The sequence below is a fragment of the Azospirillum baldaniorum genome, from assembly GCF_003119195.2.
GTDB lineage: Bacteria > Pseudomonadota > Alphaproteobacteria > Azospirillales > Azospirillaceae > Azospirillum > Azospirillum baldaniorum.
Genome location: NZ_CP022261.1, coordinates 34,252 through 59,918 on the forward strand (window position 1 = coordinate 34,252; position 25,667 = coordinate 59,918).

Annotated in this window: 19 protein-coding genes and 6 pseudogenes; 12 read left to right on the plus strand and 13 right to left on the minus strand. The window is 63.1% G+C overall.

Translation table 11 applies throughout. From position 1 onward, the window contains the following. Positions 1-47 precede the first annotated feature (47 nt). Positions 48-853 (plus strand): IS5 family transposase gene (locus tag Sp245p_RS30735; RefSeq protein WP_088123925.1). Its coding sequence is split into 2 segments (ribosomal slippage): positions 48-375 and positions 375-853, totalling 807 coding nucleotides; the frame shifts between segments, so codons are not numbered across the junction. A 507-nt stretch (positions 854-1,360) separates the two neighbouring features. Here Sp245p_RS30735 and Sp245p_RS30740 read toward each other — a convergent pair. Then, positions 1,361-1,528, minus strand: coding sequence for a hypothetical protein (locus tag Sp245p_RS30740; protein WP_014199691.1), 168 nt, complete (start codon positions 1,526-1,528; stop codon positions 1,361-1,363). A gap of 47 nt (positions 1,529-1,575) precedes the next feature. Between Sp245p_RS30740 and Sp245p_RS30745 the strand changes: the two genes are divergently transcribed. Then, a protein-coding gene (locus Sp245p_RS30745) for an IS5 family transposase (protein ID WP_088123925.1) occupies positions 1,576-2,381 on the plus strand; the annotation gives its coding sequence in 2 pieces (ribosomal slippage) (positions 1,576-1,903 and positions 1,903-2,381; 807 coding nt in all). Here the strand turns inward: Sp245p_RS30745 and Sp245p_RS36605 are convergent. Continuing rightward, positions 2,262-2,929: pseudogene (locus Sp245p_RS36605) on the minus strand (IS6 family transposase); the annotation flags it as partial. The gene Sp245p_RS30745 and the pseudogene Sp245p_RS36605 sit on opposite strands and share 120 nt — an antisense overlap. Positions 2,930-3,527: 598 nt before the next feature. Between Sp245p_RS36605 and Sp245p_RS30755 the strand changes: the two are divergent. Together Sp245p_RS30755 and Sp245p_RS30760 are read left to right on the plus strand one after the other, a co-directional pair. Beyond that, the gene (locus Sp245p_RS30755) at positions 3,528-4,634 is read left to right on the plus strand and encodes a hypothetical protein (protein ID WP_144019445.1); all 1,107 of its coding nucleotides are present in this window, start codon (positions 3,528-3,530) and stop codon (positions 4,632-4,634) included. Positions 4,635-4,679: 45 nt separating this feature from the next. Beyond that, positions 4,680-5,396, plus strand: a complete 717-nt coding sequence (locus Sp245p_RS30760; protein ID WP_129557272.1) for a hypothetical protein — start codon at positions 4,680-4,682, stop codon at positions 5,394-5,396. Between the two features lie 126 nt (positions 5,397-5,522). On the opposite strand, the pseudogene Sp245p_RS30765 reads toward Sp245p_RS30760, so the two are convergent. Further along, positions 5,523-5,762: pseudogene (locus Sp245p_RS30765) on the minus strand (transposase); the annotation flags it as partial. A 412-nt stretch (positions 5,763-6,174) separates the two neighbouring features. On the opposite strand from Sp245p_RS30765, the pseudogene Sp245p_RS35255 reads away from it, so the two are divergent. Continuing rightward, positions 6,175-7,161, plus strand: a pseudogene (locus Sp245p_RS35255) (ISL3 family transposase); the annotation flags it as partial. Here the strand turns inward: Sp245p_RS35255 and istA are convergent. Then, a pseudogene (gene istA / locus Sp245p_RS36075) lies at positions 7,162-8,352 on the minus strand (IS21 family transposase); the annotation flags it as partial. A 108-nt stretch (positions 8,353-8,460) separates the two neighbouring features. Then, complete coding sequence (locus Sp245p_RS30775) at positions 8,461-10,074, minus strand: ISL3 family transposase (RefSeq protein WP_244439580.1); 1,614 nt, start codon at positions 10,072-10,074, stop codon at positions 8,461-8,463. A 123-nt stretch (positions 10,075-10,197) separates the two neighbouring features. On the opposite strand from Sp245p_RS30775, the gene tnpA reads away from it, so the two are divergent. Together tnpA and Sp245p_RS36080 are read left to right on the plus strand one after the other, a co-directional pair. Next, on the plus strand, positions 10,198-10,458 hold the full coding sequence (gene tnpA / locus Sp245p_RS30780) for an IS66-like element accessory protein TnpA (RefSeq protein WP_014242660.1): 261 nt from the start codon (positions 10,198-10,200) through the stop codon (positions 10,456-10,458). 642 nt (positions 10,459-11,100) lie between these two features. Next, a pseudogene (locus Sp245p_RS36080) lies at positions 11,101-11,416 on the plus strand (transposase); the annotation flags it as partial. Positions 11,417-11,643: 227 nt separating this feature from the next. Here the strand turns inward: Sp245p_RS36080 and Sp245p_RS30790 are convergent. Together Sp245p_RS30790 and Sp245p_RS30795 are read right to left on the minus strand one after the other, a co-directional pair. Beyond that, a complete protein-coding gene (locus tag Sp245p_RS30790; protein WP_014242663.1) occupies positions 11,644-13,509 on the minus strand; it encodes a cell wall hydrolase in 1,866 nt (621 codons plus the stop codon). A 20-nt stretch (positions 13,510-13,529) separates the two neighbouring features. Continuing rightward, entirely contained in the window at positions 13,530-14,180 is a 651-nt protein-coding gene (locus tag Sp245p_RS30795; RefSeq protein ID WP_246119832.1) for a hypothetical protein, read from the minus strand. Positions 14,181-14,509: 329 nt separating this feature from the next. Between Sp245p_RS30795 and Sp245p_RS30800 the strand changes: the two genes are divergently transcribed. After that, positions 14,510-15,580, plus strand: a complete 1,071-nt coding sequence (locus Sp245p_RS30800; RefSeq protein ID WP_014198268.1) for an IS630-like element ISAzba6 family transposase — start codon at positions 14,510-14,512, stop codon at positions 15,578-15,580. A gap of 1 nt (position 15,581) precedes the next feature. Here the strand turns inward: Sp245p_RS30800 and Sp245p_RS30805 are convergent, their stop codons facing one another. The 3 genes from Sp245p_RS30805 to Sp245p_RS30815 form a co-directional block, all read right to left on the minus strand. Continuing rightward, on the minus strand, positions 15,582-15,914 hold the full coding sequence (locus Sp245p_RS30805; protein WP_246119833.1) for a hypothetical protein: 333 nt from the start codon (positions 15,912-15,914) through the stop codon (positions 15,582-15,584). Between the two features lie 361 nt (positions 15,915-16,275). After that, complete coding sequence (locus tag Sp245p_RS30810) at positions 16,276-16,695, minus strand: ISAzo13-like element transposase-related protein (protein ID WP_041814744.1); 420 nt, start codon at positions 16,693-16,695, stop codon at positions 16,276-16,278. 26 nt (positions 16,696-16,721) lie between these two features. Further along, on the minus strand, positions 16,722-17,237 hold the full coding sequence (locus Sp245p_RS30815) for a transposase (RefSeq protein WP_014242666.1): 516 nt from the start codon (positions 17,235-17,237) through the stop codon (positions 16,722-16,724). Here Sp245p_RS30815 and Sp245p_RS35260 point away from each other — a divergent pair. Next, positions 17,236-17,508, plus strand: a complete 273-nt coding sequence (locus Sp245p_RS35260) for a hypothetical protein (RefSeq protein WP_158310481.1) — start codon at positions 17,236-17,238, stop codon at positions 17,506-17,508. The two genes, Sp245p_RS30815 and Sp245p_RS35260, sit on opposite strands and share 2 nt — an antisense overlap. 219 nt (positions 17,509-17,727) lie before the next feature. Then, positions 17,728-18,180: pseudogene (locus Sp245p_RS30825) on the plus strand (transposase); the annotation flags it as partial. Positions 18,181-18,193: 13 nt separating this feature from the next. On the opposite strand, the gene Sp245p_RS30830 reads toward Sp245p_RS30825, so the two are convergent. Together Sp245p_RS30830 and Sp245p_RS30835 are read right to left on the minus strand one after the other, a co-directional pair. Further along, positions 18,194-20,191 carry a C1 family peptidase gene (locus Sp245p_RS30830; protein ID WP_211101818.1) on the minus strand — a complete coding sequence of 666 codons (1,998 nt, stop codon included), beginning with the start codon at positions 20,189-20,191 and terminating at the stop codon, positions 18,194-18,196. A 581-nt stretch (positions 20,192-20,772) separates the two neighbouring features. Beyond that, complete coding sequence (locus Sp245p_RS30835; RefSeq protein WP_282187317.1) at positions 20,773-21,135, minus strand: HU family DNA-binding protein; 363 nt, start codon at positions 21,133-21,135, stop codon at positions 20,773-20,775. Between the two features lie 1,315 nt (positions 21,136-22,450). Between Sp245p_RS30835 and Sp245p_RS30840 the strand changes: the two genes are divergently transcribed. Continuing rightward, positions 22,451-23,707: a replication initiation protein gene (locus Sp245p_RS30840; protein ID WP_244439581.1), complete on the plus strand. Its 1,257-nt coding sequence runs from the start codon at positions 22,451-22,453 to the stop codon at positions 23,705-23,707. Positions 23,708-23,838: 131 nt separating this feature from the next. Here Sp245p_RS30840 and Sp245p_RS30845 read toward each other — a convergent pair whose 3' ends face one another. Then, positions 23,839-24,768: a hypothetical protein gene (locus tag Sp245p_RS30845; protein WP_244439582.1), complete on the minus strand. Its 930-nt coding sequence runs from the start codon at positions 24,766-24,768 to the stop codon at positions 23,839-23,841. Positions 24,769-24,952: 184 nt separating this feature from the next. Between Sp245p_RS30845 and Sp245p_RS30850 the strand changes: the two genes are divergently transcribed. Beyond that, the gene (locus tag Sp245p_RS30850) at positions 24,953-25,594 is read left to right on the plus strand and encodes a hypothetical protein (RefSeq protein WP_014242675.1); all 642 of its coding nucleotides are present in this window, start codon (positions 24,953-24,955) and stop codon (positions 25,592-25,594) included. Positions 25,595-25,667: the final 73 nt, after the last annotated feature.

Consider the following 25,667-nt stretch of genomic DNA (forward strand, 5'->3'; position numbering starts at 1 on the left):
TGGTTTAGAGTGCGTAACAAAACCGGCTGGGAACGGTTGGTAGGGGCATGGCAGCCCCTCTTGTTTGCGACGCCTTGTGGGCGATCATCGAACCTCTGATCCCGCCGGAGCCGCCCAAGCCGAAAGGCGGACGGCCCCGGCTGTGCGATCGTGCTGCGCTGACCGGCATCCTGTTCGTGCTGCGCACGGGTATTCCTTGGGAGCTTCTGCCGGTGGAGATGGGCTGCGGCTCGGGTATGACCTGCTGGCGGCGTCTGCACGAGTGGCATCGGGCTGGCGTGTGGGAACGGCTGCATCGTGTGCTGCTCGACCGTCTCGGCTATGCCAACGCCATCAACTGGGATCGTGCGGCGGTGGACAGCGCCAGCGTCCCGGCAAAAAGGGGGGTGAGGAGACCGGCCCGAACCCGACGGATCGCGGCAAGCCGGGCTCCAAGCGCCACATCCTCGTCGATGCTAACGGCATCCCGCTCGCCCTGAGGATCTCGCCAGCCAACCGGCACGACAGCAAGCTGCTGGAGGCGCTGGTCGATGCCGTGCCGGCGATCCGCCAGTGTGCGGGCCGGCCCCGGCGGCGACCGGCCAAGCTGCATGCCGACAAGGGCTACGACTTCGCTCACTGCCGGCGGGCGCTGCGCCAACGAGCGATCATTCCGCGGATTGCCCGGCGTGGCGTCGAAAGCAGCGAGCGTCTCGGCCGATATCGATGGGTGGTCGAGCGTACGCTCGCTTGGTTTGCCCGCTTCCGCCGCATCGCCGTCCGCTACGAACGGCGCGCCGACATCTTCACTGCCTTTCACCATATCGCGGCCAGCCTCATCTGCTGGCGCTTCGTCCAGAGATGGTTCTGTTAGGCGCTCTTAGCAAACCAGGAGAGCCATCCGCCGGGGTTGCCGACCGAATGGAGTTCCACAGTGCGCGCAAGGTTGCCATTGCCAGTCCATCCTGTGGCAACGCCTTGGCCATCCGTTCCAGCTCGGCCGTGAACACGCCGCGATACGATATGCTCCAGCATGAGATCGCGTGGTGCCGATCTTGATCGTTCATGTTCAGCAGCCTGACGGCTTCCAGCGTCCAAGGGTCCGTAGGAGCAACGCGCACGAATGCCGCCAGCCCTTCGGGAAGCCGGGAACACACGTCTCCATGCATCGGCCTGTCTCCGCTCCGGTTGGTCACGCTCCGCAGCGCGTCTTCACTCCAATCATTCTACGGGCACACTGGAACCGATTTCGCGCACCGGCGGGCCCGCTTCTCACCTTCAGCAGATCGCGTCGCTAATCGGCGGTCATTGGCGTCACGCTCCAGTCGGTTCCGTTGCAAAGTTTGTTGGCCTGCGCGGAGAGCGCATGGCGTCCGCGTCGTCAGGCGGCAACACCGAACAGGTTGGTGATGAAGGTCGCCTGGGTAGGCATGTCATTAGCGGGAATGGCGGTGACCGGTCCCTTGCGGACCATCGCCAGGATCTCGTAGCCGGCGATCGTCCGGCGCGCGGTGTGGAAGCCCTTGAACCCGAGCCCCGGCCGGACCAACCGCTTAGAGTGCGTAACAAAACCGGCTGGGAACGGTTGGTAGGGGCATGGCAGCCCCTCTTGTTTGCGACGCCTTGTGGGCGATCATCGAACCTCTGATCCCGCCGGAGCCGCCCAAGCCGAAAGGCGGACGGCCCCGGCTGTGCGATCGTGCTGCGCTGACCGGCATCCTGTTCGTGCTGCGCACGGGTATTCCTTGGGAGCTTCTGCCGGTGGAGATGGGCTGCGGCTCGGGTATGACCTGCTGGCGGCGTCTGCACGAGTGGCATCGGGCTGGCGTGTGGGAACGGCTGCATCGTGTGCTGCTCGACCGTCTCGGCTATGCCAACGCCATCAACTGGGATCGTGCGGCGGTGGACAGCGCCAGCGTCCCGGCAAAAAGGGGGGTGAGGAGACCGGCCCGAACCCGACGGATCGCGGCAAGCCGGGCTCCAAGCGCCACATCCTCGTCGATGCTAACGGCATCCCGCTCGCCCTGAGGATCTCGCCAGCCAACCGGCACGACAGCAAGCTGCTGGAGGCGCTGGTCGATGCCGTGCCGGCGATCCGCCAGTGTGCGGGCCGGCCCCGGCGGCGACCGGCCAAGCTGCATGCCGACAAGGGCTACGACTTCGCTCACTGCCGGCGGGCGCTGCGCCAACGAGCGATCATTCCGCGGATTGCCCGGCGTGGCGTCGAAAGCAGCGAGCGTCTCGGCCGATATCGATGGGTGGTCGAGCGTACGCTCGCTTGGTTTGCCCGCTTCCGCCGCATCGCCGTCCGCTACGAACGGCGCGCCGACATCTTCACTGCCTTTCACCATATCGCGGCCAGCCTCATCTGCTGGCGCTTCGTCCAGAGATGGTTCTGTTAGGCGCTCTTAATGCGACGGTGATCCTGTTCAACAATGTTATTGAGATATTTGACCTGACGGAGCTTGGCGAAGCGCCACAACTCGCCCTCCTTCTTCATCGCCTTGGTCGCGCTCGGATAGGTGGCGTTCTTGTCCACGATGAGGGTGCGCGGGTTCACCGTATGCGCCTGCTTCAACGCCTGGCGGAAGAAACGCCGCGCCACGGCGGCATCACGCTTGGCGCTGAGCAGAAAGTCGACCGTCTGCCCACGCGCGTCTACGGCGCGGTACAGATATATCCAGCGGCACTTCACCTTGATGTAGGTCTCGTCCACCTGTCAGGAGCCGATGGTCATGCTCAGGTGCGGACGCAGGCGTTTGTCCAGTTCCGGCGCGTAGACCTGGATCCAGCGGAAGATGGTTGTGTGATCGACGGCGACGCCGCGGTCGGCCAGCATGCGTTCCAGATCGCGGTAGCTGATCGGGAACTGCAGATACCAGCGCACTGCCCAAAGGATCACCTCTGCCGTGAACTGCCGCCCCTTGAACAGGCTCTTCCTGCTGCGCATCACCGTGTCACCTCAGCCTCCGAGAGGGCTGAGTTTTATCCTATCTCCGCACGCCGGCAAACTTTGCAACAGAACCCGTCCCGCACATGCGTGAATAGAGCAGCCAAAATAGTGCTTGATAATCTGCAAGGTGTATCCGCCACGTCGCATTCTTGTATAGCCGATTCAATTTATCGGCCTCAAGGTGAAGTACCTTGCTGCCTATCCTCACTCAGATGGAACGGCAATACCTCAATGGAAGCCTTCATGTGTTGTCGGTATGTGGGCCAAATGAACGTAACGCCAGTATTTTCCTTGTGCGCCACACCGCATCAAGGGTAGCATTTGGCAACAAAGCGCTTAGGCGGCTCTATGTGTCGGAGACTTTTTCCCGCCAAACGAAGCTGACAACGCACAACGAGGTCACTTACTAAGGCCCCTCTATTGATCCTCTGGGTAGGCGGGCCAAAGAACGCTGATCTGTCTCAGTTCCACTGGGTTTTTGATCTGCGCTCTCAAGGCTATGGTCGCAGATACGCAGCTGCAGCAGCTTGCAAGGCATCACGACGCAGGATGGAGAAGCCAGATGGGTGCCGGCCTCCCTTTGTCCTCGGAAATCATGAAGCGCATCGCGTTGGCGATCGAAAGTGGCATCCCTGACGATCAGAAGGCTGATCTGCTTTTCCAAGCCAGCAAGCTTGCAGAAAAGCTAAGGCAAGACGAGATGGAAGCGGAGCGCATTACCCAAAAGGCAAAATCGCAGAGGCCGCCCCCTGCTTCAAGGTTAGAGTATTATATGGAAAGTGGGCTTTTTTATTTTATAGTTGGGTGTTTGTTTATTGTGTTTTCATTTATTGCATCTTGGCTTGGGCTAAACTCTTCATTGATTTTTGTAGTGGCCGTTCTGGGAATTGCGGTCTTGCTGTATGGTACCGGATCACAGTCTGCCGGCTCGTATGGCTCCGCAACCGGCGATCTAATCGCTCTTCTTGCAAGGAATAATGCGCGCCTTACCCCCGAGCAACAGGCGGCGCTGCTCGAGAAACTAAAGGCGGGCACCGAATCAGAAACTGTCGCCAAATGGAATATCGTCGTCGCGGGTGGCGCAGCTCTCCTCGCCGCTGGGTTTGGCTACGGCATTATTAATTACTCGCCCCAGATTCGAAGCGTCTTCCGCGATCATGATACCTATTTCAGGGTGCGGATCGAGCTTTGTCGACACGATGACCAGCGATGCGCACCCCAAAAGGAGATGCCGGGAAAAGCAAACGACCGCCAGAACGCCAAGTCCCTGGCCATCCAGGATGACGACTACAGGAAGCTGTCGGAAGCGCTTGTGCTGGAAACCGTCGCAGGCCACAAATTACATTTTCGACGGGATGGGGGCGTTTTGGAAGCGATCGTCCTCGACCGCGACATGGGGCCTCAGCGAATGTTCCGCTTGTCGACGCCCGGCGGCCCAATCATTACGGCAACTCCTGGCCTCGCCATCAGCGTGAGCAATGAGCCCTTCAACGTCGATAGACTCATGGAAGCGCCAAACGGCATGGGGGAAGAGGGGGGCAGCTGCATCAAAACCCCAAGCGATGCTTGCTTGCTGCGGCTCGATGCGAAAATCAGAACGGACGAGGATCGTGTCCAGGTTTATGTGATCAGAGCGGTCGCTGCTGTCACCACTAATCCGGTGCCGGCATCCGGATCCCCTCTTCCAATTGTGATATATTGACGCAACGACCCGCCTGGACACTTGCCCATACAACGGAGCGCGACAGTGAAGAAGCACGCTTGGGCAGCACTTTTGTTCTTGGCTCTGCTCAATCCGGCAACAGCCGCCATACGGCTCGTCCCCCACGAGGTCGCGTCGCAGGCTATCTGGAAATTAGGCTCGCCTTCCGCCTCCTTCAAAGAACCGTTCGACGTTTCGATTTGGGTCGACCGCATGACAGAGTTTTCTCCTTCCACCGCATCCAGGCAAACCGCGAATTCCTTTGCGCTTGCCGAAATCGCAAAACTCCGTGCCTCGGTAGCCGACGAGCAAGGCATAAACGCATTCAGAATACATTCCAGGCGCGATGAAGCCGTGAAAATCCTGGTAAGATTCGCCTCAAGCCCAGTGCGCGCCGAGCGGTTGGATGCGACAATCTCCCTAGCCAATGTTGTCGACAACACCACGCTCTGCTATGTGCTGTCACGCCTCGCCAAAACGGACAATATCGACGTCAACGGACGGTTCAATCTTTTGCAGGTGGTGCGCGGCGTATCCACATATGCTTTCCAGGAGAATGAGGTCTGGATATTGCAAACAAATTTGAAAATAGAGAAAGAATTAAACGAGCAAAAAGACATCGCACTGACACGGCAACTCATATCGGAGATTGAGCAAATCCTGAGCAGCCGTTGGAGAGGGCGAGAGCAAAGTCTAGCTAATTTCAATAAGACAATGTACGATAAGTGCGGTGCGGAATTGCGTGCAGTAGGAATCCAATGAGAGGCATGCACGCCGCAGTCCGCCGATGGACGACCCTCGGCACGCCGGATGTCACGCCAAGGCGGGCGGACCTGCACGGCGGCGTGCCGGCCCGCCCGCCGTGACCAGCGCCTCGCAGAACAGCTAGATCGTCGTGCGGTCCGGAAGCCAGTCGCCCAGCCCCAGCCCGAGGAACCGCATGAACGACAGCCGGTCGCTCACCTGATACTCGGCCTGCTCGTCCGATAGACCGTACAGCGCCTGCAGCACCAGGATCTTGAACATCATCACCGCGTCCAGCGGCGGCCGGCCGCCCTTGGAGCGATCCATGCGTCCCAGGGCTACGTCCAGCGTCGGGCGGAAAACCTCGAAGTCCACCACCGAACTGCAGATTCCGATGAAGCCGGCCGGGTATTCCGATTTGAAGGCGGCCACTGTTCCGATGTGAAGGCGGCCACTGTTCCGATGTGAAGCCGGCCAGCATTCCGAGGAAAGCGGCCGGGGTGGCGTGTCCCCGCGAGGCGTTTTCGTGTGGCACGAGCGTGGCGTCGGGTCAAGCCGCCATGCTCGTGTCGAGGTGAAGGGCGTCCCCGGAATCCATAGGAGGGACCCGGGCGAGCCGGCCGCTCGCGCGCTCCATCACGCTGGGGAGCGGCCGGCTCGCCCGGGAGGTGCCTGTGGAGCTCCGGGGGCGCCCTGTCAGTGCCGATTGGATACTGGCCCATCCGCAAACTCGGTGCATGGCGGATGCGGATCGGCGCCGGAATGAGCACATAGAAGGGACGATTTCCTCTTCAGAGTGCCCGTTTCCTTGTCCACATCGCTGCTTTCGTTGCTCCCGGCTGGCCTTGCCGTCGACCGGGTCACCGTTGATGGCGACCACGTCGTCGTGGCCGCCCATGTGCGGGCTGCCACGGCGGCCTGTCCGCTATGTCGGCGAACGTCGCGCCAGGTCCATAGCCGCTACACCCGGCAACTGGGCGATCTGCCATGGCAGGGCCGGGTCGGCCAACTCCACCTGCACACCCGCCGGTTCCGCTGTGCGACGGCGGGCTGTCCCCGCCGCATCTTCGCCGAACGCCTGCCCACCGTAGCGATGCCCCGGGTCCAGCGCACCCGCCGGCTCGCCGAGGCACAACGCACCATCGCGTTGCGCGCCGGCGGCGAGCCTGGGGCCCGGCTGTCCACCCGGCTTGCCATGCCGGTCAGCGGCGACACGCTGTTGCGCTTGATCCGGGCCGTGCCTGTTCCAGAGAGGCCGACGCCGCGCGTCATTGGCATCGACGACTGGGCATGGCGCCGGGGCAAGCGCTACGGCACCATCATCGTCGATCTCGAACGCAATCGGCCCATCGACCTGCTGCGTGACCGTCAGGCCGACACCGTGGCCGCGTGGCTGAAGGCCCACCCTGGGGTCCAGATCGTCGCCCGCGATCGGGCGGGAGCCTACGCCGACGGCATTCGCCAAGGCGCGCCGGATGCGATCCAGGTGGCGGATCGGTGGCATCTCCTGCGCAATCTCGGCGATGCGCTGCGTGAGCTGCTCACCGGTCACCAACGGGACCTGCGGACCGCCGCCCAACGAGCCGTTACCCCGGCCGCCACCGACAGGCCGGAGCCCTCGGTTCGACAATCTCGACCGGCAACCCGCAGCGAGCAGCGGCGGGCGGCAACCCGGGCCGCCCGGCTCGCCCGGTACGACGAGGTCGCTGCGCTGAACGCCCGCGGCTGGTCCCAGACGCGCATCGCCCAGACGCTTGATCTCGACCGCAAGACGGTGCGGGTCACCGACCACGCCATCAAGGTGATGGGCGTCGATAACCCGCTGGCGGCGACCATGGACCTGGGCGTGGCGCGCCACTTCGGTTCCTGCCAGCAGGATCCGCACCGCCCCGTCGCTGACCTCCACCGTGACGCTCTGCCCGATCAGGCGCCAGGGCACACTGTAGTGATTGGTGTCGATGCCGACGGTGCCGTCGCTCTGTACCTTGCGGTGCAGCTCACGCACCTGAAGGTAGGGTGGGCGCCCGTTCAGCCCGCGCAAGCTGGCCGCCTCGGCGGCCTGGAAGCGGTCAATCGGCCGCTCGCCCGTGGTGCCGTGGACGCGGACATCGGCGATGGTGCGCATCCAATGCGCCAAGTGCCCTTCGAACGCCTCCCAGCTGGCGAAGCGCCGCCCGGCGACGGCGTTCTTCTTGACGTAGCCGACGCCGTTCTCGTCCTTGCCCTTGGTGCGTGCCCGATACGGCGCACAGGCCCGCGGGTGGAAGCCCCAGTAGCGGGCAAAGGCATGGAAGCGCTCGTTGAACGTCACTTCCCGCGTCTCCCGGTCGTGATGGGTGACCAGGGTCTTGGGATTGTCGATCAGCACCTCCCGCGGCACGCCGCCGAAGTGCCGGATGGCCGCCTCCACCCCGGTGATCCAGGCGGACTGCCGTTCGTGGCGGAACGCCGCGACGAAGTTGCGGCGCGAGTAGCCCAGCGTCGCCACGAACAGGTGAACCCGCACCCGCTCGCCACCGATCTCCACTGCGGTGGCGCCGAAGTCGATCTGCAACTGCTGGCCCGGCGCCGTCTCGAAGCGTACCGTGGCTTTGCTTTCCGCCTGCAGCTCCTGGCGCAGTCCCTGGACGGCGCCTTCCACCGTGCGCAACGACACCTGGACGCCGTGCTCGTCGGCCAACTCCTGGCGTACGACGTCAGCGTTGCCCCGGTGCCGTCGGAGGCGTTCGGCCAGCCAGTCCGTCAACCCGTCCAGTCGACCAGTGCGGTGCGGCAGCCGGTAGGGTTGCCAGCCTCCGCAGCGCAGATAGCGCTTCACCGTCTTCCGATCGCATCCCAACTCCCGGGCGATCCGCTTCGAGCCCCAGCCCAGGGCCTGCAACCGGATCATTGCCGTCACCTCGTCCGGGGCCAGCATCACGTCCCTCCGCTCCGTGCCCACGGAGGAACTCAACGGTGTCGTGCCCTCGACCATTCTTCACCTCTCATTGTCGATGGGGGGCCCTTTCCTCATGTCGTCCGGGGGGGAGTTTCTCGGTCCTTCCGCTTTTTTGGTGCAGCGGAATGACTGGAGCGCTGCCGTTCATGCGGCCTCCAGAACCCGATGACGCAGCAGGTCGAACTTGGCGCGGCCGCACATGGTTCGCTTGATGGTCTTCAAGCGGCTGATTTGTCCCTCCACCGGCCCGGTGCTCCACGGCAGCGATAGCGCCGTGCGGATCGCCGCGAGATCACGCACGAGCCCATCGGCGAACCCGGCCAGGGCGGTTTCCCTCGCCGCGGCCAACCATCCATCCAACCGGTCTGCCTGCTGACGACGCACCATGGTGCTGAACGCACGCGCCAACTCGGTGACCGTGGTGAGTCCCTCGGAACTGGCGAGCAAGGCATCGACGAACCGTTGCTCGGTGGCATCGATCGTCTCCGGATCGGCCACCACCAGCCACGCCGCCCGGCGTTTCGAGGGCATCTTCCACGTTCCCATCAAGCCCACCGCGCCAACTGAGGTCGGGCTTGCATCGCGCAGGCGGCGTATCCAGCGCTGCACGGTGCGGAGTTGCCCGCGAAACCCACGCTCCTGGATCTCCTGCCACAGCCGGACGGCGTTGTGGCAGCCCTCGCCCCAGCGCTGCCGGAGGTACACGGCGTGGCGATCGACCGCGCTGCCGCGATCCCTTTGCGACCAGACTGGAAGTTCGCCGGCCCGCACCCACGCACGGGCGGTCTTGCGATTGACGCCGAGCGTGCGGGCGATCCGCTTCATCGGCCAGCCTTGGCCGTGCAACGCCATCACCTCGTCAAACCGGGCCTTCCGAACGCCGTGGCGATCCGCCGTTGGCAACTCGGCCGCTGGTGCCGGGAGCGGTGGGGTCGTCGGGGACGGCGCGGCGGCCGTGCTGATTTCCATGGTGGCTCCCGCTGCCGCTTTGCTTGCTGCGCGCAGGTCATGATGATGGCGGTCGAGAACCCCGGCCAGAGCATCACCGAGATTGCGCAGAAGGTGCCAGCGATCCGAGACCTGGACGGCGTTCGGAGCGCCGGCCCGAATGCCGTCGGCGTAAGCGCCGGCGCGGTCGCGGGCAACGACCTCCACCCCGGGATGGGCTTTCAACCACGCCGCCACCGTCTCCGCGTGGCGGTCGGGCAGCAGGTCGATGGGACGGTTGCGTTCCAGATCGACGACGATCGTGCCGTAGCGCTGACCGCGCCGCCAGGACCAGTCGTCGATGCCGATGACGCGCGGTGTTGTCAGGGCCGGCAGGGGAGCTGCCCGGATCAGGCGCAACAACGTGTCGCCGCTGACCGGCATGGCCAGGCAAGCCGCCAAGCGGGCACCAGCCTCGCCGCCGGCGCCGAGGGCGATGCGCCGTTGCGCCTCCGACAGCCGGACGGTCCGCCGAACCTTCGGCAAGGCAACGGCCGGCAGACGTTCGGCGAAGATGCGGCGCGGGCACTCGACAGCGGCGCAGCGGAAACGTCGAACCTGGAGGTCGAGTTGGCCGACCCGGCCCTGCCAAGGCAGGTCGCCGAGGCGGCGACTGTAACGACTATGAACGCGGCGCGAGGGATGCCGACACACGGGGCAGGCCGCCGTGGTGGCGCGAGCGCGCACGGCCACAACAACGCGATCATGGGCGACGGTGACGTGATCAACAGCGAGACCGGGCGGGAGCAGGGACAGCAGCGATTTTGACAAGGAAATCAGAGCACTCAGGAAAGGGATGCCGTTCCCCCTATGTGCTCACTGTCGCCCGCAAGTGCACTCACGCTGCACCAAAAGCGCGGAAGGACCAGTTTCTCATGTCGCCTGACACGCCGGATGGAGGTGATCACCGGCGATGTGGGCCGCCGGACCTGGTCGCCGGAGGAGAAGGAACGGATTCTGGCCGAGGCCGCGGTGCCGGGGGCTGTTGTTTCCGAGGTGGCTCGGCGTCACGGATTGCGGCCCCAGCAGGTGTTCGGCTGGCGTCGGGAAGCGCGTGCCGCCAACCGCTTCCAGGAAGAGGGCTTGGTGTTCGCGCCGGTGGTGCTGGACACCAAGCCGCCCCCAGCCGCCCCAAAGGAACTCCCGGCGCTCTAGCATGCGCCAACGACGACGACGCACGACCGGCAGACGATCGCCCGGACGATCCTGGAGCGCGTCGTGATCACCGTCGAGGGCGAGACCGAATGGGTCCGCGTCGAGTGTCACTGGGCCGGCGGCGAGCGAACCGAACACCGGTTGATCGGGCCGGTCAAGGAGCTCCAGCAGTTGAGCGGCTGGGGAGAGTTGATGACGCGCATCCAAGCGCTTCATGCCGACAAGTTGACGGCTCCCGCCATCGCCGCCATTCTCAATGCCGAAGGATGGCGCCCGCCGAAGCGGCGCGAAATGTTCACCGGCGCCATGGTCCGCGACCTGCTGCATCGGTTCGGTGTGCCGACCCAGGTCCGTGACGCACCGTGTCTGACGGTCGAGCGTCAAGGACCTACCGAGTTGACGCGGCAGGAGCTTGCCAGCCGGCTCGGCATGCCCGAGCAAACCCTCTATCGATGGCTGCGGCGTGGTTTGCTGGTCGCACGACGCGCCGCGGCCGGCAGCCGCCCTGTTTGGCTCATCACCGCAGACGAGGCCGAAATCGACCGGCTTCGGGAACTGCGCCGGAGCCGTCCTTCGGCAAAACGTTCAGAGGCTGCGCCCCCTATCGATCCCCAGCTGAGGTTTGAGACGCATCATGGTTGGCAGATGGAGAACCTGATCAAGGCGCACAAGCTGCACCTCGCCTCCGACCGCACATCGTGCAGCAAGGCGACTGCCAACCAGTTTCGGTTGCTCATCCACACCGCCGCCTACTGGCTGCTGCACACCTTGCGGCTTGGCGCCAAAGGCGTCGTTCTGGCGCGAGGCGCAGTTCGACACGATGCGCCTCAGCCTCATCAAGGTGGCGGCGCGGGTCACCGAGATGAAGACCCGCATCAAGCTGTCTCTGCCGACCAGCTTCCCCTACCAGGAAAGCCTCACGATGCTGGCCGCCCGCACCGTCAAGCCGCCGCCGTGACCGCAGGGGCGACGTGCCCCTGAACGAACCTGTCCCCGAAACCATCAAACCCCGTCATGCCGCGCCCTGAGCGCCACACATCGACGCGCCTTCGGGCAGCCGTTCCAAAACCGCTCATGAATGATCCGGGCTAGTGTACAGGCGATCGGAGCGCGTCTCCATGCCGGTCCTATACCGTCCCTCCAGACGACCAATCAGCTTGAACTTGACGTTGCCTACAGGCTGCTTCAGGCAATGCCCGTGTAGAAAATGTGCTTGCCGTCATCATGAACAACCCTGCTAGGCAAAGCCCAATCTGGGCTGACGCTGTGGCTGTGGTAATGGCGTGCGCCTTTGAGGGGCAGGAACGTCGATCCATCCTTAAGGCGCCGCTGTATGACGCTGGCGGCGATCGTTCGGAGCGCCGCCAATTCCGGGTCGCTTGCCGGGAGTGTGTCGAGGATATCGCGCGCCCTCGTGCCAGGATTCCAGCAGGAGAATTGCTCGGGCGCCCGACATGTTCCGGCGATGGAGCCATTGGACCTGTACCCGGTGAGGAAGCGGTTTAGCACAATGTCCGCCACGTTGCGGATCTGATTGTTTGTACCGCCACGTATCTCGCCATAGAGCGTCCTAGCCAGGATCTCGAGGTCGTCGCCGGAGAAGACCGTCGTGTCCGCCAGCGAGCGTACGGTGACGATCGACTCCACGGCCATCGGCTCCATGGTCACACCGTCGCTTTGGTTGCCACCCAGCGCTATGAAATGATCCTCCCCGTCCCATCCGGCAAAGAAGCAGACATGGGCGACGGAGTCCGGGTCGGAGCCCTTTCCAGAGAGCGTAACGACGGCGCCGTCGGGGATGCTCGCGGGGGGACGCGTTGGAAACGCCACATCGCCCCACGTCCGCCAGCTCGCCGCCGCCGCCGCTCCCGACGGCGGGGCGGCGCCTGCTTCCCTCACGAAGTGAGCCACAAAGGCGCCGCACCAGTCCGTGATCTCGCCGGTTGCCGGATCGGTGACACGGCCCGGCCCATGGTCTGTCGCTTTGAAGAACTCTAAAGCGCGGCTCTGACCGTAGTCGCGGTGCTCGGTCCAACCCTCGGCTCGCCAGCGATCGCTTTCCGCTTTCGCCAAGTCGAACCAACGTTGCGCAGACGGGGACGGGCGAACGGTGAAACCGGGTATGTAGGCGTCGACCGCTCGATCAGCGATCCTCAAAGCCCGATCGAGTACGTCGCGGCAGCGGGCGATGAAAGCGCTCACGTCAATGGCCGCGCCGGCGCTAGCCGCTAGAAAGCGCGCTCGGCGCGCTAGTAGGGCCCTTTCTTTCGGCGACTCTACATTCCAGTCATTAGCCGCCCGAACGACGTCCATGATCAATGCATCGAGTCCGGCCCCTTTCCGTTCGCGGCTGGCTATCTCGGCAGCGGCTTCGGTTCCGACGATGCGCGACATGAAAAGGTCCAGATTCCGCGGGAGGAAAGGATTGGTCAGTGTTCCTCCTCTCAGCGTCGCGAACGTCTTCCAGTCCCGTTGCGCTAGAAAGGCCACACAGCGCATTTGTGGCATTGTCAGGGCGCGCAGGAATGGGCTCTTCCAGCCAAGGGCCGCTCCCGGGCCGGCCAGGAACTCGCTCCATTCGTCCGATGTGATCGCATAGCCGCTGATGGCGTCGCCGTTTGCGCGATCCTCCTTGACGCTGAAGACCGTGTCATCCTTGAGGTCGGGCACCGCCGCATCGAGATCGTTCTCAATCAGGAAAAGGGCGACCAAGTACTCGGTCGCGATCGCCGGGTTCGCGCCTGCAGACATCTCCATCTCGATCCGCGCCGCGCCATAGACCAGCGAACGCGCGGAAACGGTTTCCGGCAGGTCGGCAATGGGCTCTCCCACAACCCAAGAAGGGACCCAACCGGAACGCTCCTCGGGATCGGCCCGGTTCCGGTAATTCTTGACCTTGATCCACTCCTCGCTCTCTGCCTCGCTCTCAACCTTGAGGAGAAATCCTCCGGCAAAAACGTCGATGCTGTCGGCGCCCGCGCGCGGCTCACTGTAGATCTTCGCAAGCTCTCCGTTTGGGCCGAGAATGACAACCTTGAAGCTGCGTGACATGACATCCCTCCAAGGATGGCTCACAAACCGAAATGGTGCACAAATTTTGGGGTCACCTGGTTGCGCACGTCGTAGCCGGGATAGGACTCGTTTATCCGCTCGCTGCTGCGGAGTTTAGCGACTTCGTCGCGCACCTCCTTGCTGCGAAGGTCCTTGCCGCTAAGATTGGGTGGGAACTTGTTCTTTTTTATGAGCTGCTCCACTAGGTCGCCGCCGTATCCGGGATTGTGGCCTCTTCCGTAAGTGAGGTCCTCATAGAAGTTCATTAATTTGCTCGGACAGTTGGCTTGAAGAGCTTGCTCGACCAGACTCCATTCTTGGTCGTTGATCTTGCCGTTCTGACCCATCTGCGATCCGAAGGTGTCCTCAATGATGCGTACTGCCGCCTTCGTCTCATTCCCGACGATGCCATCGGCGGCAAGGCACGAGCCTGACTGAACCGTCACCACGTCTTTGTTCGTGAACCCGGGACCGTCAAAGATCAGAGCGACGTTGTCCTTCGTTGTGAAAATGGGGACGTTGCGCGTAGGCGGCACGGCAGGGCTGTTGGCGGTGGGGATGATCTGCGCGGCGGCCCTGGCTTTGCTTTCAATTCCGGCGGTGTTGCCGCTCGCCGCCTCACGCGAGAACGTGTTGACATCCGTGAGGATGGTCTGCGGCGTGCAGAACATCAGGTATCGGCGAAGTGCGAACACCGCTTGCGGGCGCGTCTGGTACTTCCGGTTGGCAAATTCCTTGCGGTGCGCCGCGCGCTGACGGTTGACGATTTCCTTGATGGTCGACCCTTCGAGGCCGAGCAGTATGCTGTTGTTATAGTTGTCGTAAGCCGTGCGCGTGAATCCCAGTGCGAGTGCGGTGTAGGCGATGGTGGACGTGCCGACCTCGGCAATGCCAAGTACGCCAGCGAGCAGCGTCCCGAGCGCCGTGCCGGTTCCTTCGACTAGTGCACTGACGCAGACATAGGATTCACAGCGGCCGGCCGACGTGCGATTCTGTCGGCATGGCCCAGACCGTCAGCATCATCGTTGGAGCGGAGGACCGCGCGCGCTTGGCCGCGATCCTCGGCGACCGGAACCGCCCTCAGAAGCATGTGCAGCGGGCGACCATCATCGTGCTCTCGGCCGAGCGGCTACCGGTGCAGGAGGTGGCGCGCCGCGCCGGTGTCAGCCGCCCGGCGGTCTGGCGCTGGCAGGTGCGCTACGCCGAACAGGGCGTGGACGGGCTGCTGCGCGACAAGACGCGTAAACCTGGGCGGGCGCCGCTGCCCACCGCTACGGTAGCCAAGGTGCTGGCGCTGACCTGCTCGGAACCACCCGGCGCGGTGACGCATTGGACCGGCCGGGCGGTGGCCAAGGCGGTCGGCATCAGCCTGCGCGCCGTGCAGCGCATCTGGGAGGCCAATCGCCTTCAGCCCCATCGCATCCGCACCTTCAAGCGCTCCAACGACCCGGCCTTTGCCGCCAAGGTCGAGGACATCGTCGGGCTCTACATGGACCCGCCGTGCCACGCAGTGGTGCTGTCCATCGACGAGAAGAGCCAGATCCAGGCGCTCGACCGCACCCAGCCCGGCCTGCCGCTGAAGCCCGGCAAGTGCGGGACGATGACGCACGACTACAAGCGCAACGGCACCACCACGCTGTTCGCCGCGCTGAACACGCTGGACGGCACGGTGGTCGGGCGCTGCCTGCCCAAGCACACCCACAAGGAGTTCATCAAGTTCCTGAACGCTGTGGAGCGCGCCGTCCCGGCGGGCAAGGTGATCCATGCCATCGTCGATAATTACGCCACCCACAAGCATCCCAAGGTCCTGGAATGGCTGGCTGATCACCCGCGCTGGGTCTTCCACTTCACGCCTACCTCGGCCTCCTGGATCAATGCCGTCGAGGGCTTCTTCTCGATCATCACCCGCAGACGCATTCGGCGCGGCGTCTTCAAGTCCGTGGCCGACCTCCAGGACGCCATCGCCCGCTACATCCGCGAGCACAACAAGGCATCCAAACCCTTCGTCTGGATCAAGCCCGCCGACACCATCCTCGCCAAGATCGCCCGGCTCCCTGCACCTTCTGAATGAGTCAGTGCACTAGCATGCGTTCGGTGCGCTTTTCGTCGATCCACCGCAGGTACTGGTCACAGCGCGCGTCGATATCGTTGTAGCCGGTCTCCACAAGAAGCGACCACCGCGCGTCGTCCAATGCGGTCGGCTCGGGTGCGCATTTCTCGTTGTCAAACCCGGTCTGGGCGCAAAGATTCTGAAAATAATTGGTGAGATTCGCCGTGGTCTCATCGGTTTGGCTGGTGTGGAGATCAAGGCCGGCTCCGCCGACACGAAAGCTGTTGTCGCGCGCCGGGTCGCACGCCGTGAGCAATATGGCAAGAATAGATAAAACATATATCCTGAAAGCCATAAGGACCTCATTTATTATATATCTCGCGCAAAGTTTGGCGAGATTGTAAAGGGGATGATTTTGTTTTTGTACCTGATTATTTGGGGTATCGCATAATAGGCGTTAGATATACGCCTCATAATCGCGCTCATGGGCGGTTACAACGCTTCGATCCTGAGGTGCTGGAGTGCGACTTCTACGATGGTATGTCGGGCGGCTTGGCGAATTGGTCCTTTCGCGCTCTCGACACTGCTGGCGAGATCTGGTGGCACCTGCAAACCTAACGAGTTGGCCGCAGGGCGACCGTCGGGATGGCGCAGACGGGACGCCAGCCAACCAGTTGCCGATCCTGACAGCTAGGACACGGCAGGGAACAAGGTGCTCACTCCTCCCAGTTGGTTCGTGGGGATAGGGTGTAGTTCCACGCTGGGCAGACGGTGTGCGGAGCCAAGCGGAGACGACGCATCTCGGCATCGGAAACGCGCTCGCCGGTTTCGTTGCCACCGCGCTTGAGGAGAGCGGTGACGCGCAGCCCCGCGGCGGTGACGGTGCCGCCGATGTAGCGCACCACCGTGTCGAAGGTGCGCAAGGGCACGCCGGCCCAATTCACGCTGATCGCGCTGAAGAGCCGATGCTCGATGGGATTCCACTTTGAGCAGCCAGTGGGGTAGTGGCACACCGTGACCGCCAACCCACAGGGATCGCAGAGCTGTTCCTGGAGTTGCGCTTTCCAGACGCGCGAGCGGCAGCTGTTCGAGCCGCCGGCGTCGGCCAGTGTAAAGGCCGAATGAAGTTGGTCCATCCGCATTCCCGACACTGCTGGCGAAATCAGGTGGCGCCTGCGAGCCCGACGAGTTGGCCGAAGTGCGAGCGCCGGGTTGGCGCGATCGGGACGCCGGCCAGCCAGTCGCCGATCCTGACCAGGTTCATGGCGGCGGCGATGGCGACGTGCTGGAGATGGGTCTTCGCGAGGCCGACGTACCGAGCCCGGCGCAGGCCGAAGCTGCGCACCCCCTGGGACAGGGTCGCCTCCACCCCGGCCCGCAGCGCGTGCACGGCCCGGAACTCCGGCGTCCGTTCGCGCTTGCGGGCGACCTGAAGCGCTTCGAATTCCCGTCGGTCGCGCAGCGTCATCACCCGGCGGGACGCCGTCGGACCGGCACAGTCCGTGCGGTTCGGACACGGTTTGCAGTCAGCCTGGGAGAACTTCACTTTCACCGTTTCCCAGCCGAACTCGGTGCTCGCTGTCCAACCCGAGCTTTTGGCCCCTCTGGGAAACGCCGCCCGGGCAACCTTGGCCGTTTCCTCGGGCACGGCAGTGGCCAAGCTAGGGCGAAGGGACATGGCTGGCGTCCTTTCGGAGAGGTCAAGCCCTCTTCAACCCGACCAGCGCTGCACCATCGCAAATCCCCAAGGCATTTCGCCAGCAGTGTCGGGAATGCGGATGGACCAGTATCCAATCGGCACTGACACCGCCCCAGCCAACACGCCGCGCCTCAACGGCCACGAACCAGCGGCGCTGCTGCTCATCAAGCCGGCTGATAAGAGTGTCGATCAAAACCTGTATCAGTCCGAGCAAGATCAACGGCTTAAGTCCGTAGAGACAGGGTTTTGATCTGCGCTCTAAGCAGGTTGATCTGCTGGTGCAACACCTGATCGGGTGCGGCTCATCGGCCCGGCAGCGCGGGCACGTACACGAGTGGACGGCGGAAGAGAACATTGGTCGCTCCGCTCACAAGGGATGCGGTGCCTGGGCAATCCTCCAACCGACAACCTGAATACGTAGTTCCCTGCCGTGTCCTAGCATCAGCCGGGCGATGGGGCGCCGCGCGGACAACGGGCTCTCGGCTCCATGCCCTGCGGGTCGTGGCACCGCGTCACGGTGCTCGGGGCGTCGAGCTCCGAAGGCATGCTGGCTGCCATGAGCATCGAGGCGTCCACCTCTTCGGCCGTGTTTCTCGCCTTTGTCGAGCAGGTGCTCTTGCCCCTGCTCCGGCGCGACAAGCCCGGCGCCGTGGTCGTGATGGACAACCTCTCCGCTCACAAGCGCGCCGATATCCTCGCCGCCTTCGAGAGCGCGAGGATCCGTGTCCGCCTCCTCCCGCGCTACTCGCCCGACCTCTCGCTCATCGAGCCGGGCTGGGCCAAGCTCAAAGAAATCCTGCGCACCATGGAAGCCCGCACCGTCGACGCCTTCAACGAAGAACTCGGCCCAGCTCTTAAGGCAATCACCGCCATCGACGCCAAAGCGTGGTTTAAGCTATGCGGCTACCCGAATCTAAACTGAGCCGAAATCCGCTTTAGTATCCGATCAGTTCATTGTTGGTCGGGGGGAAATCGACCGGTCCGCCAAGGATGCGCGACATGATCGTGGTGAGGGTGGCCGCATCGTTGTCAAACCCGCCATGACTTGTGGAGGTCGTCTCTGCGCTTCGTGAGTAGGCTTTCACGAGTTTATTCGACGATGGAAGGCCAGTGTCGTAAATGGCCATGCCTGCCAGCGGGGTGTTTGCTTTTTCCTCATAGGCCCGAGAGACGAGGTAAAGCAGTGAGCGGCCGTATCCAGGCATACCTGCCACTCCAACTCTGTCGTTGAGTTCGAGATCGTTGCTTAGGTTGTAGAGATAAATCTTGTCCTTCAGCCTCAACGCTCCACTGCCACGCAGGTACGAGCCGTAGGTGGCGTTAAAGAACTCAACTGTACAGGCAGGCGCCATGAGATGCACACTGCCGAGTTCGAGGTTCTGCAGCTCAAAACGCCCGAGGGCTTCGAGAAAGCGGCCAAGCACGATGGCCCCGGCACTGTGCCCAACAAGGTGAAGCAGCGGTTTATGATCGGCGTTGTCGAGGCCGCGGAGCAACGGCGATAGACCGACCACGCCCCCGTCATACTCGACGCTCTTCGAAAAGGCGGCGGCTGCGTCTTGTTTCATGTTTCGCCACGCGGCACTGCCAAACGCTTTGCCGATGCCGGTCTCGAAAATGAGATCGCCGATTATCCCCGCGACGCGTCCAGTCTCTGTGTGGGACAAGGGGCCGAACGCCTCATCGATGAAGCCGGAACCCCACATGAGATGGAAGTTGTAAATCCTATTGCGGCCGAAGATCTCGTGCCGCTTCCATGTGGCGATCCGGTTGGCCTCGTCGTCGAGTGTGTTGAGGCCACCGTGCGCATAGAGTATAAGATGATCGTAGCCGCGACCGCTGTTGGCATCGGGCTTGCTCAGCCGCTGCACCGTCTCATTCATCTCAAGGGGTGATGGCGACGCATAACGGCCCCCAGTGACGTAGCGGCCATCATCGATGTTGATGAAATGCCCGACGATGTCACCGCGGTTTGGCGCGGTTGAGATTTTGGGCGTGATTATCCCGGCCGGCACGGAGCGCGGAACGGCACTGAACGCGGATGGCGCGCGCACGCCGAGCTGCAGAACCCAAGCGTCCATGACATTTGCGGCCCAGTCCTCGTAGCGCCAATGCGCGATGCCGTTCTTACCCCATTGCGGACCCCAAGAGTTCAGAACCCAAAAGCCTTTGTCATCGTATCCGACAATAGCAAAAGCATGCCCACCCGCGGGTTCGCCACCAGGCTTGATGCGACCGTCGAGAGGCGAACTCCAATTCCCGTGGATCTGCGCCGAGACGTAGACAACACCAATCTCATTGAGGGCGGCATGGTAATCTGACAGGTCGGGTTGTACGCGATAATAGGCGCCGAGACGGATTTCGCGGGCTTCCTTGGCCATCTCGTAGGTTAGGGCCCACTCGCTGTCCTCCTGGGCAGCGTCCGGTGCAAGGCGCTCGCTGCAAACGCCGTTGCGGTAGAAGCCGCTAAGCGCGCCGCGAACGCTCGACCCCTCGTAGGCCGTTCCAGTCCACTCGTCATTGCGCTTGGCCATCTCGTAGAGCATGCGAGCGCTCACGCGCTTGGGCCTCTCAGCAATCACCGCTCGCGCGATCAAGCAGTCAATCACATGGGCGAGCGCGTAGCCCGTGCAACTCGACGACGCGCCTTGATCGCGCACTGAGAAGGCAAGCGACGGATAGATGCTGGCCTGGAGGGCTGCGAGATGCGGCTGGTAAATGCGGTCGCGGATGTCAGGCAAGTCTGGCAGCGCATCAAGCGTACGACCGGCAAGTTCCTGGGGTTTTGCGCTGAACTCACGATTGCCGATCTTGATTGTCCGGTTTGGGCGGTGCGACGCGGCCTCAGCCACTGCATCGGAAGGAATTGCGTCGGGCTGTGCCGGTGCTAACGCTTCGGCACCAAGGGCATCAGACGCATCGCGGGGCTGCATAGGCTCTAAGTGAGGACGCCCTGGAGATAACGGCGATTTGATATCGCCCTTAGTTTTCTTATTCCGATTTCCTGATCTGACCGACCGTGCCATAACGCACCCCTTTCTTGCACGTTGGGGGCAAAATGAGCGGCTTAAAATCTTGACCCGCTCCAAGCGGCGTCTTATCGGAATGCTGGCCCAATTCGCTTCGGGCGTCGATTGCTACGTTTGGTGACTGGCCTGGAAAGAAAGTACATTTACGGTACCTCTTCGGTGGACACTTCCGGAGATTGCGGTCGCCACGCGATCGGTCCTCCATCCATACGCTGTCAGCCATCCGACCTACGCACCATCCGAACCCCGCCGTCGGACAGCGCGTCAGCAACACTGCTCACGAGGCGAGCCATGCCACAACGCATGCCCCGTCTCGCGATGCCTCACCAAGCCGGCGGCCCAGCGTCGCGGTCAGATCGCGGACGGGAACGCCTCGCCGCCACAACTGGCCGTTCCGTCGATGTGGCCAACCCAGTCCGTGCGCCGGGTGGGGTGGGCTGGTATAGCACCGACAGCGCACCCGGCGTCCAAGGAGCGTCCCAGGATCAGACGGCTTCGGCGTTGACGGCGTCCTTGAGGGCTTTGCCGGCGGAGAACTTCGGTGCCTTGGAAGCGGCGATCTTGATCTCCGCACCGGTCTGCGGGTTGCGGCCCGTACGCTCGCCGCGCTCGGCGATCTCGAACTGGCCGAAGCCCGGCAGCTTGACCGTCTCCCCCTTGACCAGCGCGTCCTGCAGGCTCTCCAGAACCGCGTCCAGCGCCTTGCCGGCGTCGGCCTTCGTGCCGCCCAGCTTGCCGGCGATCGCGTCGATGAGGTCGGCCTTCGTCATTTCTTGCCCCCATAATGTGCGAAAGAAGCCGGTGTGATCCCCTCCGGCTTTTCGAAAATGAGTTAACGCGACCGGCACCGTCCGCGCAACAGGGACCTATCACAGGGCCGCGTGGCTGCTTTCAGCCGGCTTGGGCTGTGGAGGCTTGGTCCGCCGCTACCGACCGAGCCTGATCTGTACCCATCCCGACTGACCGCAACCTTGACAACGCATGCGGTCTGGCAGGGTGGTCAGCGGATCGTCCGGCCCGGCAAGCCCGCGCCGGCACAATTCCACGACGTCGATCGCACGCTGCCGGTGACAAGCCCGGCAGTGGGCGACGACGGTGCATGCCGGTTCGCCAACGGCACCGAGGTGAAGGTGGTAATAAGGCGCAGGAGGCGCTCCGATGGTCCGGTAGCGGATGCTCTCAGCGCCATGCAGCGGACAGGCGCTTTCCGCCATGGCCCGCATGACGGAACAGTTCGGGCCGTATCGGCACATGAGCGCGACGACGTCCAGCGGCCCGCTCCAGTCGCAGGATAGGCAGAAAAGGTCGACAGAGGCCGTGATCCGCAACGTGTCGCGAATCCGCATGGTCGGAAACGGTATCAAACCCATCCTGCTCCTCCGTCCCCGCGCTCGACCTGGGTTCGCAAGGCTACAATGGGAACAGAAACAGAACAAGCAATGGGCTGGTTTCTCAAAGCAGCTTCCGCTGGGAGGCGCTCTGATCCTTACCGCTTGGGGGCCATCCTAATCCTTACCGCTCGGGGGACAAAGGCTCAGCCATGTCGATGCAATCCTTACCGCTTGGGGGCGAGGGGATGCGCGGCGCGCATTGACCTGTTAGGAATCGGGCTTCCGACGAGGCGCTTAAAGCGCCATCCTTACGTCTTGGGGGCGTTGCTTTGTCATGCTGCCCCCAAGACGTAAGGGTAGAGCCATCCGGCCAGAGAAACACGGCAGGCCATGGTCCCCCAGTTGGTAAGGATCTGGGGCTGAGTCGCCGTCGGTAAGCCCTGTGTGCCGATCAGAGCCTCCGGATGATGTCGGAGCACCTCCCACATCCCGTCTCGACGAAAGTCATTTTTGCTCTGTTCGGATTCAAAAGAGATTCATAACCCTGAAACCCCACGGATTCCGGCGAGTCGCGCGCCGTGATCCTTACGGATCGGGGGCACAACGCTTACTTGGCGGGGGCGGTTGCCACACCCCCCGGGGCGTAAGGGAATACCCCCAAGACGTAAGGATGGCGAATTCTTGCTCCGGAAATCCTTTCCTTACTTGTTATCGACGTAAGGATTGACCTACCATTGCCCGACCGACAGGAAGGACGGGCATGCCGAAAGCGCGACGCACCAAGGACCTGCACACGCCGGAAGCTCCTCGGACGGAGTCCAGCGGTCCGTCCATGTTGATCGTCGAACCTGGCAGCCTTGACGGCAAAACGATCATCGATGCAATCCCCGAGCCTGGGCCCGGCTCCGCACAGTCCGCTCTTGCCGTTTTGGGCGAAGCGTCTGTTCCGACCGAGGTGGGACTGACGGCGCGTGTCGCAAGCGCCACCTTCGAGCGCGATGGCTACAAGCATCTGATCAAAGCGGCGGAAGCCGTTTACAGCTATCCCGCAAACGGCGCGCGATTGTCGCTGCCGGCGCAGAAGATGCTGAACTTCATGATTCATCTGGCAGGAAGCCAGAATTTCGCAAACAGACTGTACCGACTGCCCAAACGGGTGGTCCGTGGCAACCACAAGGGCAATGAGCGAATCTTCGATGCGTTGAAGGAAATTTTCGACTCAAGTCTTGTTGTCATCGGTCCATTTCGTGGGCGCCGATCCCGTGCGGAGTTGCGGATACTGAGCAGCTACGTCCGTCCGGAAGAGGAGGACGACACCGACGCCGCTGACATCCATTTTCAATTCACCGACGCCTTCTTGGAGATTCAGCGCACCTCGCAACTGTGGGCCAAGTTGTCCGGTCCGGCGATGGTCAAGGTGACCAGCACCTATGCGCTGAAGCTCTACGAAATCGGAATGCAGCGTTACCAGATGGACTATCCGTCGCTGGAGTTGGACATCGACACTCTGCGCAAACTTCTGAACGTACCGGACGGCGCCTACAAAGATTTCGGCATTCTGCGTACACGCACCATTGACCGCGCCATCGCGGAGGTCAACCATCTCGCTCCCTTCCGGGTCAGCATGCCCGAGGACAAGATCAAACGGCGCGGGCGAAAAATCGAAGCCGTGACGTTGGACTTTGCCGCCAAGGACGAAGAGGAGGTGGTGGAAACCTTCCTGGAGCGTGAGCGGCACAGCGCCGGTCGGCGCGCCCGCCGAAGTGGAACCGTCGAACGTCTGGCCATCCCGGCAACGATCGAGCCGGGGCCGCTCCCCGATGCGGACGATGTGAACGCCTTGTGGGCCGCCGCCCTGCACGCGCTGAAGGGAAAGGTGCCGGCGCCGCTGCTCAACGAGCTGACGCCGTTGCGGGTTGAGGACGTCGCGCATGGCGTCCGCCGTCTGGTCCTCCAGACGCGCACTGCCGCGACGGCAGACGCGGCGGGCATGAATCACTGGCCGACCATCAAATCGGCCCTGTCATCCTTGACGATGGGGCTGATTGCGGATGTGGCGTTCGAGGCAGCGGCACGCCGCGGCAAGTAAGGATCGGGGCTCTGTACTCCTGATCTACGCGCCGGTCGGTACACTGGTGGTGATGGGCGTCGGGAGGATGCCAGCGAGCTGGAGGGCGTGTACGGCGATACACCCGGCCTGGGCACAGTCGTAGGGCCGGCTCAATCTTCCATGCCGCGCACCACGTTGAGCCATTCGAGGAAGTCAGGCAGCCCGTACTCGTTCTTGCCGAGATTGCAGGCGAGATGGGTGATTTGGACGTTGTCTTCCGAGTAGGCGCCGTCACCGCTGTCCTTGCGGTCGGCGGACGGCTGAAGCATGCGGTTGGTGCTCCTGGTCACCAGCAGGCCGTCGCACAGCGCGCAGCGTCCCTCCTGGGCCTGCCACTTGCGGGTCAACATCGGAACGAGGTCGGAGATGTTCGGCGCGAACCGCTGCGGGTTGATGCGGACGTTGCGCTCGCCACCGCACTGGACGCGCTCGATAATGCGCTGAGCCATGCGGCCGATCTCGCCCTTTACGCTGTCGTCCAGCGCCGTTGTCAGGGCGTCCTTGCGGTCCTCGACGTAGCGTGTCACGTCGCCACGCAACCGCAGCGTCACTTCGGCGATGTCCAGATCCATGACCTGTTCGCGCTCCGCCCCCTCGGCCAGCACGACGCCGCCACGGTTCCGGAGGAGGGCGAAGGACCTGTAGGCGGAGGGAATCACGTCGTGGGCGTCGGGATACGGCGGGCCTAAGAGGTTGGCGGCGCGCAGCACAGCCATGGAGAAAGGCCAGCGGTTACCCCACCGGGCGAGTTTCCTCCTCCAGACCTCGGGAGGTACGATGTTGCCGGTGCTGATCACCTGATTGGGTTCGATCACCACAGCGGAGATGAGCCGCCCCCGGTGCGCCGGATCCTCGGTCATCTCGGCGTTGGTGGTGCCGACGTAGACCAGCACGTCGCGCCCAGGCTTGAAATCGGCGGTTAGCCGCGCGCCCACGGACTTCTTCGTGAAGCTCACGCATGGCCAGTCGTCGCCGATCTGACCCCACTCCGACTTCAAGAAGACCTTGCCACCTGGCTCCATAAAATTGCGTACCTTCACGCCTCCCTCCGCTCCGCGCCACCGCCAAGCGTGAACTATACCATGCGTCGCCCGCCCGTCATCGCCAGACGCATCGGGGGCTCGTCGCGCCACCAGCGGCAAAGGGCTACGATTTCGCCTTCTTTGCAAGCGGGTCTGCTCTGGCTGCATGATGCCGGCGTTTACCCGCAGACAGAGACGAGCGATGGACGAGCCGAGGCATCCCACCAAGAACCCCTACTGGCACGAACTCGACAAATCGCACGTCGTTGACCGTGACGAAATCCGTAACCTTTGCCTCGAATGCCTGCACGTCGTGTTGGCCAGCAACTCCATGTTGGCACTGTGGGTCGATGACCACAAGGAACCCCCGTGGGAGTTCCCAAACCTCGCTGCGTTGCACCACAGGAGTGCCGAGGCCAGGCTTTCCCGCAGCCTGCTGAAGCTGGCCGTCCTCGTCAGGACGTTCGACGACCAATGCCGAGAAACGCCCGGCTACCTTGATCACAGGCGTAAGATCAACAGCGAGCAGGGCCCGTTCGGAAGCTTCCACGAAGGCGATGGGGAACTGGGGATTTGCGAGAGCTGCAACAAGATCATCCACGCCAACGATTTCCGTCCGGTCTACGACAACAGCAGCGCCCCTCGCGACGAGGGAGTGTGGTCGATGGACGGCACCGTCGAGCTCACCGGCTGCGATCGGCAGCGGGGATGGCTGGTGGGCCTGAACGTGTTCTCCTTCCTGGAGGCGGCCATCGACCTGACCTCATTTGGGTGTCCACAAGAGCACTCGGCGGATGCGGCGGGGCCGTTGATGCCGGAGACTTCCGTCCGCCGGGTGACATGACAGCCGGGCGGACGCAATCGCGTGAACACTCCCGCCGCTTCCGCTATAAGGGACGCCTCTTACCGGGACGGAT

Excerpts from the sequence above, each read along its gene's own strand:
- Sp245p_RS30805 (WP_246119833.1), bottom strand. The coding sequence starts at position 15,914 with ATGGCTTTCAGGATATATGTTTTATCTATTCTTGCCATATTGCTCACG.
- tnpA (WP_014242660.1), top strand. The coding sequence starts at position 10,198 with ATGGAGGTGATCACCGGCGATGTGGGCCGCCGGACCTGGTCGCCGGAG.
- Sp245p_RS30790 (WP_014242663.1), bottom strand. The coding sequence starts at position 13,509 with ATGTCACGCAGCTTCAAGGTTGTCATTCTCGGCCCAAACGGAGAGCTT.
- Sp245p_RS30830 (WP_211101818.1), bottom strand. The coding sequence starts at position 20,191 with ATGCAGCCCCGCGATGCGTCTGATGCCCTTGGTGCCGAAGCGTTAGCA.
- Sp245p_RS35260 (WP_158310481.1), top strand. The coding sequence starts at position 17,236 with ATGGCTGGCGTCCTTTCGGAGAGGTCAAGCCCTCTTCAACCCGACCAG.
- Sp245p_RS30755 (WP_144019445.1), top strand. The coding sequence starts at position 3,528 with ATGAAGCGCATCGCGTTGGCGATCGAAAGTGGCATCCCTGACGATCAG.
- Sp245p_RS30800 (WP_014198268.1), top strand. The coding sequence starts at position 14,510 with ATGGCCCAGACCGTCAGCATCATCGTTGGAGCGGAGGACCGCGCGCGC.
- Sp245p_RS30815 (WP_014242666.1), bottom strand. The coding sequence starts at position 17,237 with ATGTCCCTTCGCCCTAGCTTGGCCACTGCCGTGCCCGAGGAAACGGCC.
- Sp245p_RS30795 (WP_246119832.1), bottom strand. The coding sequence starts at position 14,180 with ATGTTCTGCACGCCGCAGACCATCCTCACGGATGTCAACACGTTCTCG.
- Sp245p_RS30810 (WP_041814744.1), bottom strand. The coding sequence starts at position 16,695 with ATGGACCAACTTCATTCGGCCTTTACACTGGCCGACGCCGGCGGCTCG.
- Sp245p_RS30850 (WP_014242675.1), top strand. The coding sequence starts at position 24,953 with ATGGACGAGCCGAGGCATCCCACCAAGAACCCCTACTGGCACGAACTC.
- Sp245p_RS30840 (WP_244439581.1), top strand. The coding sequence starts at position 22,451 with ATGTTGATCGTCGAACCTGGCAGCCTTGACGGCAAAACGATCATCGAT.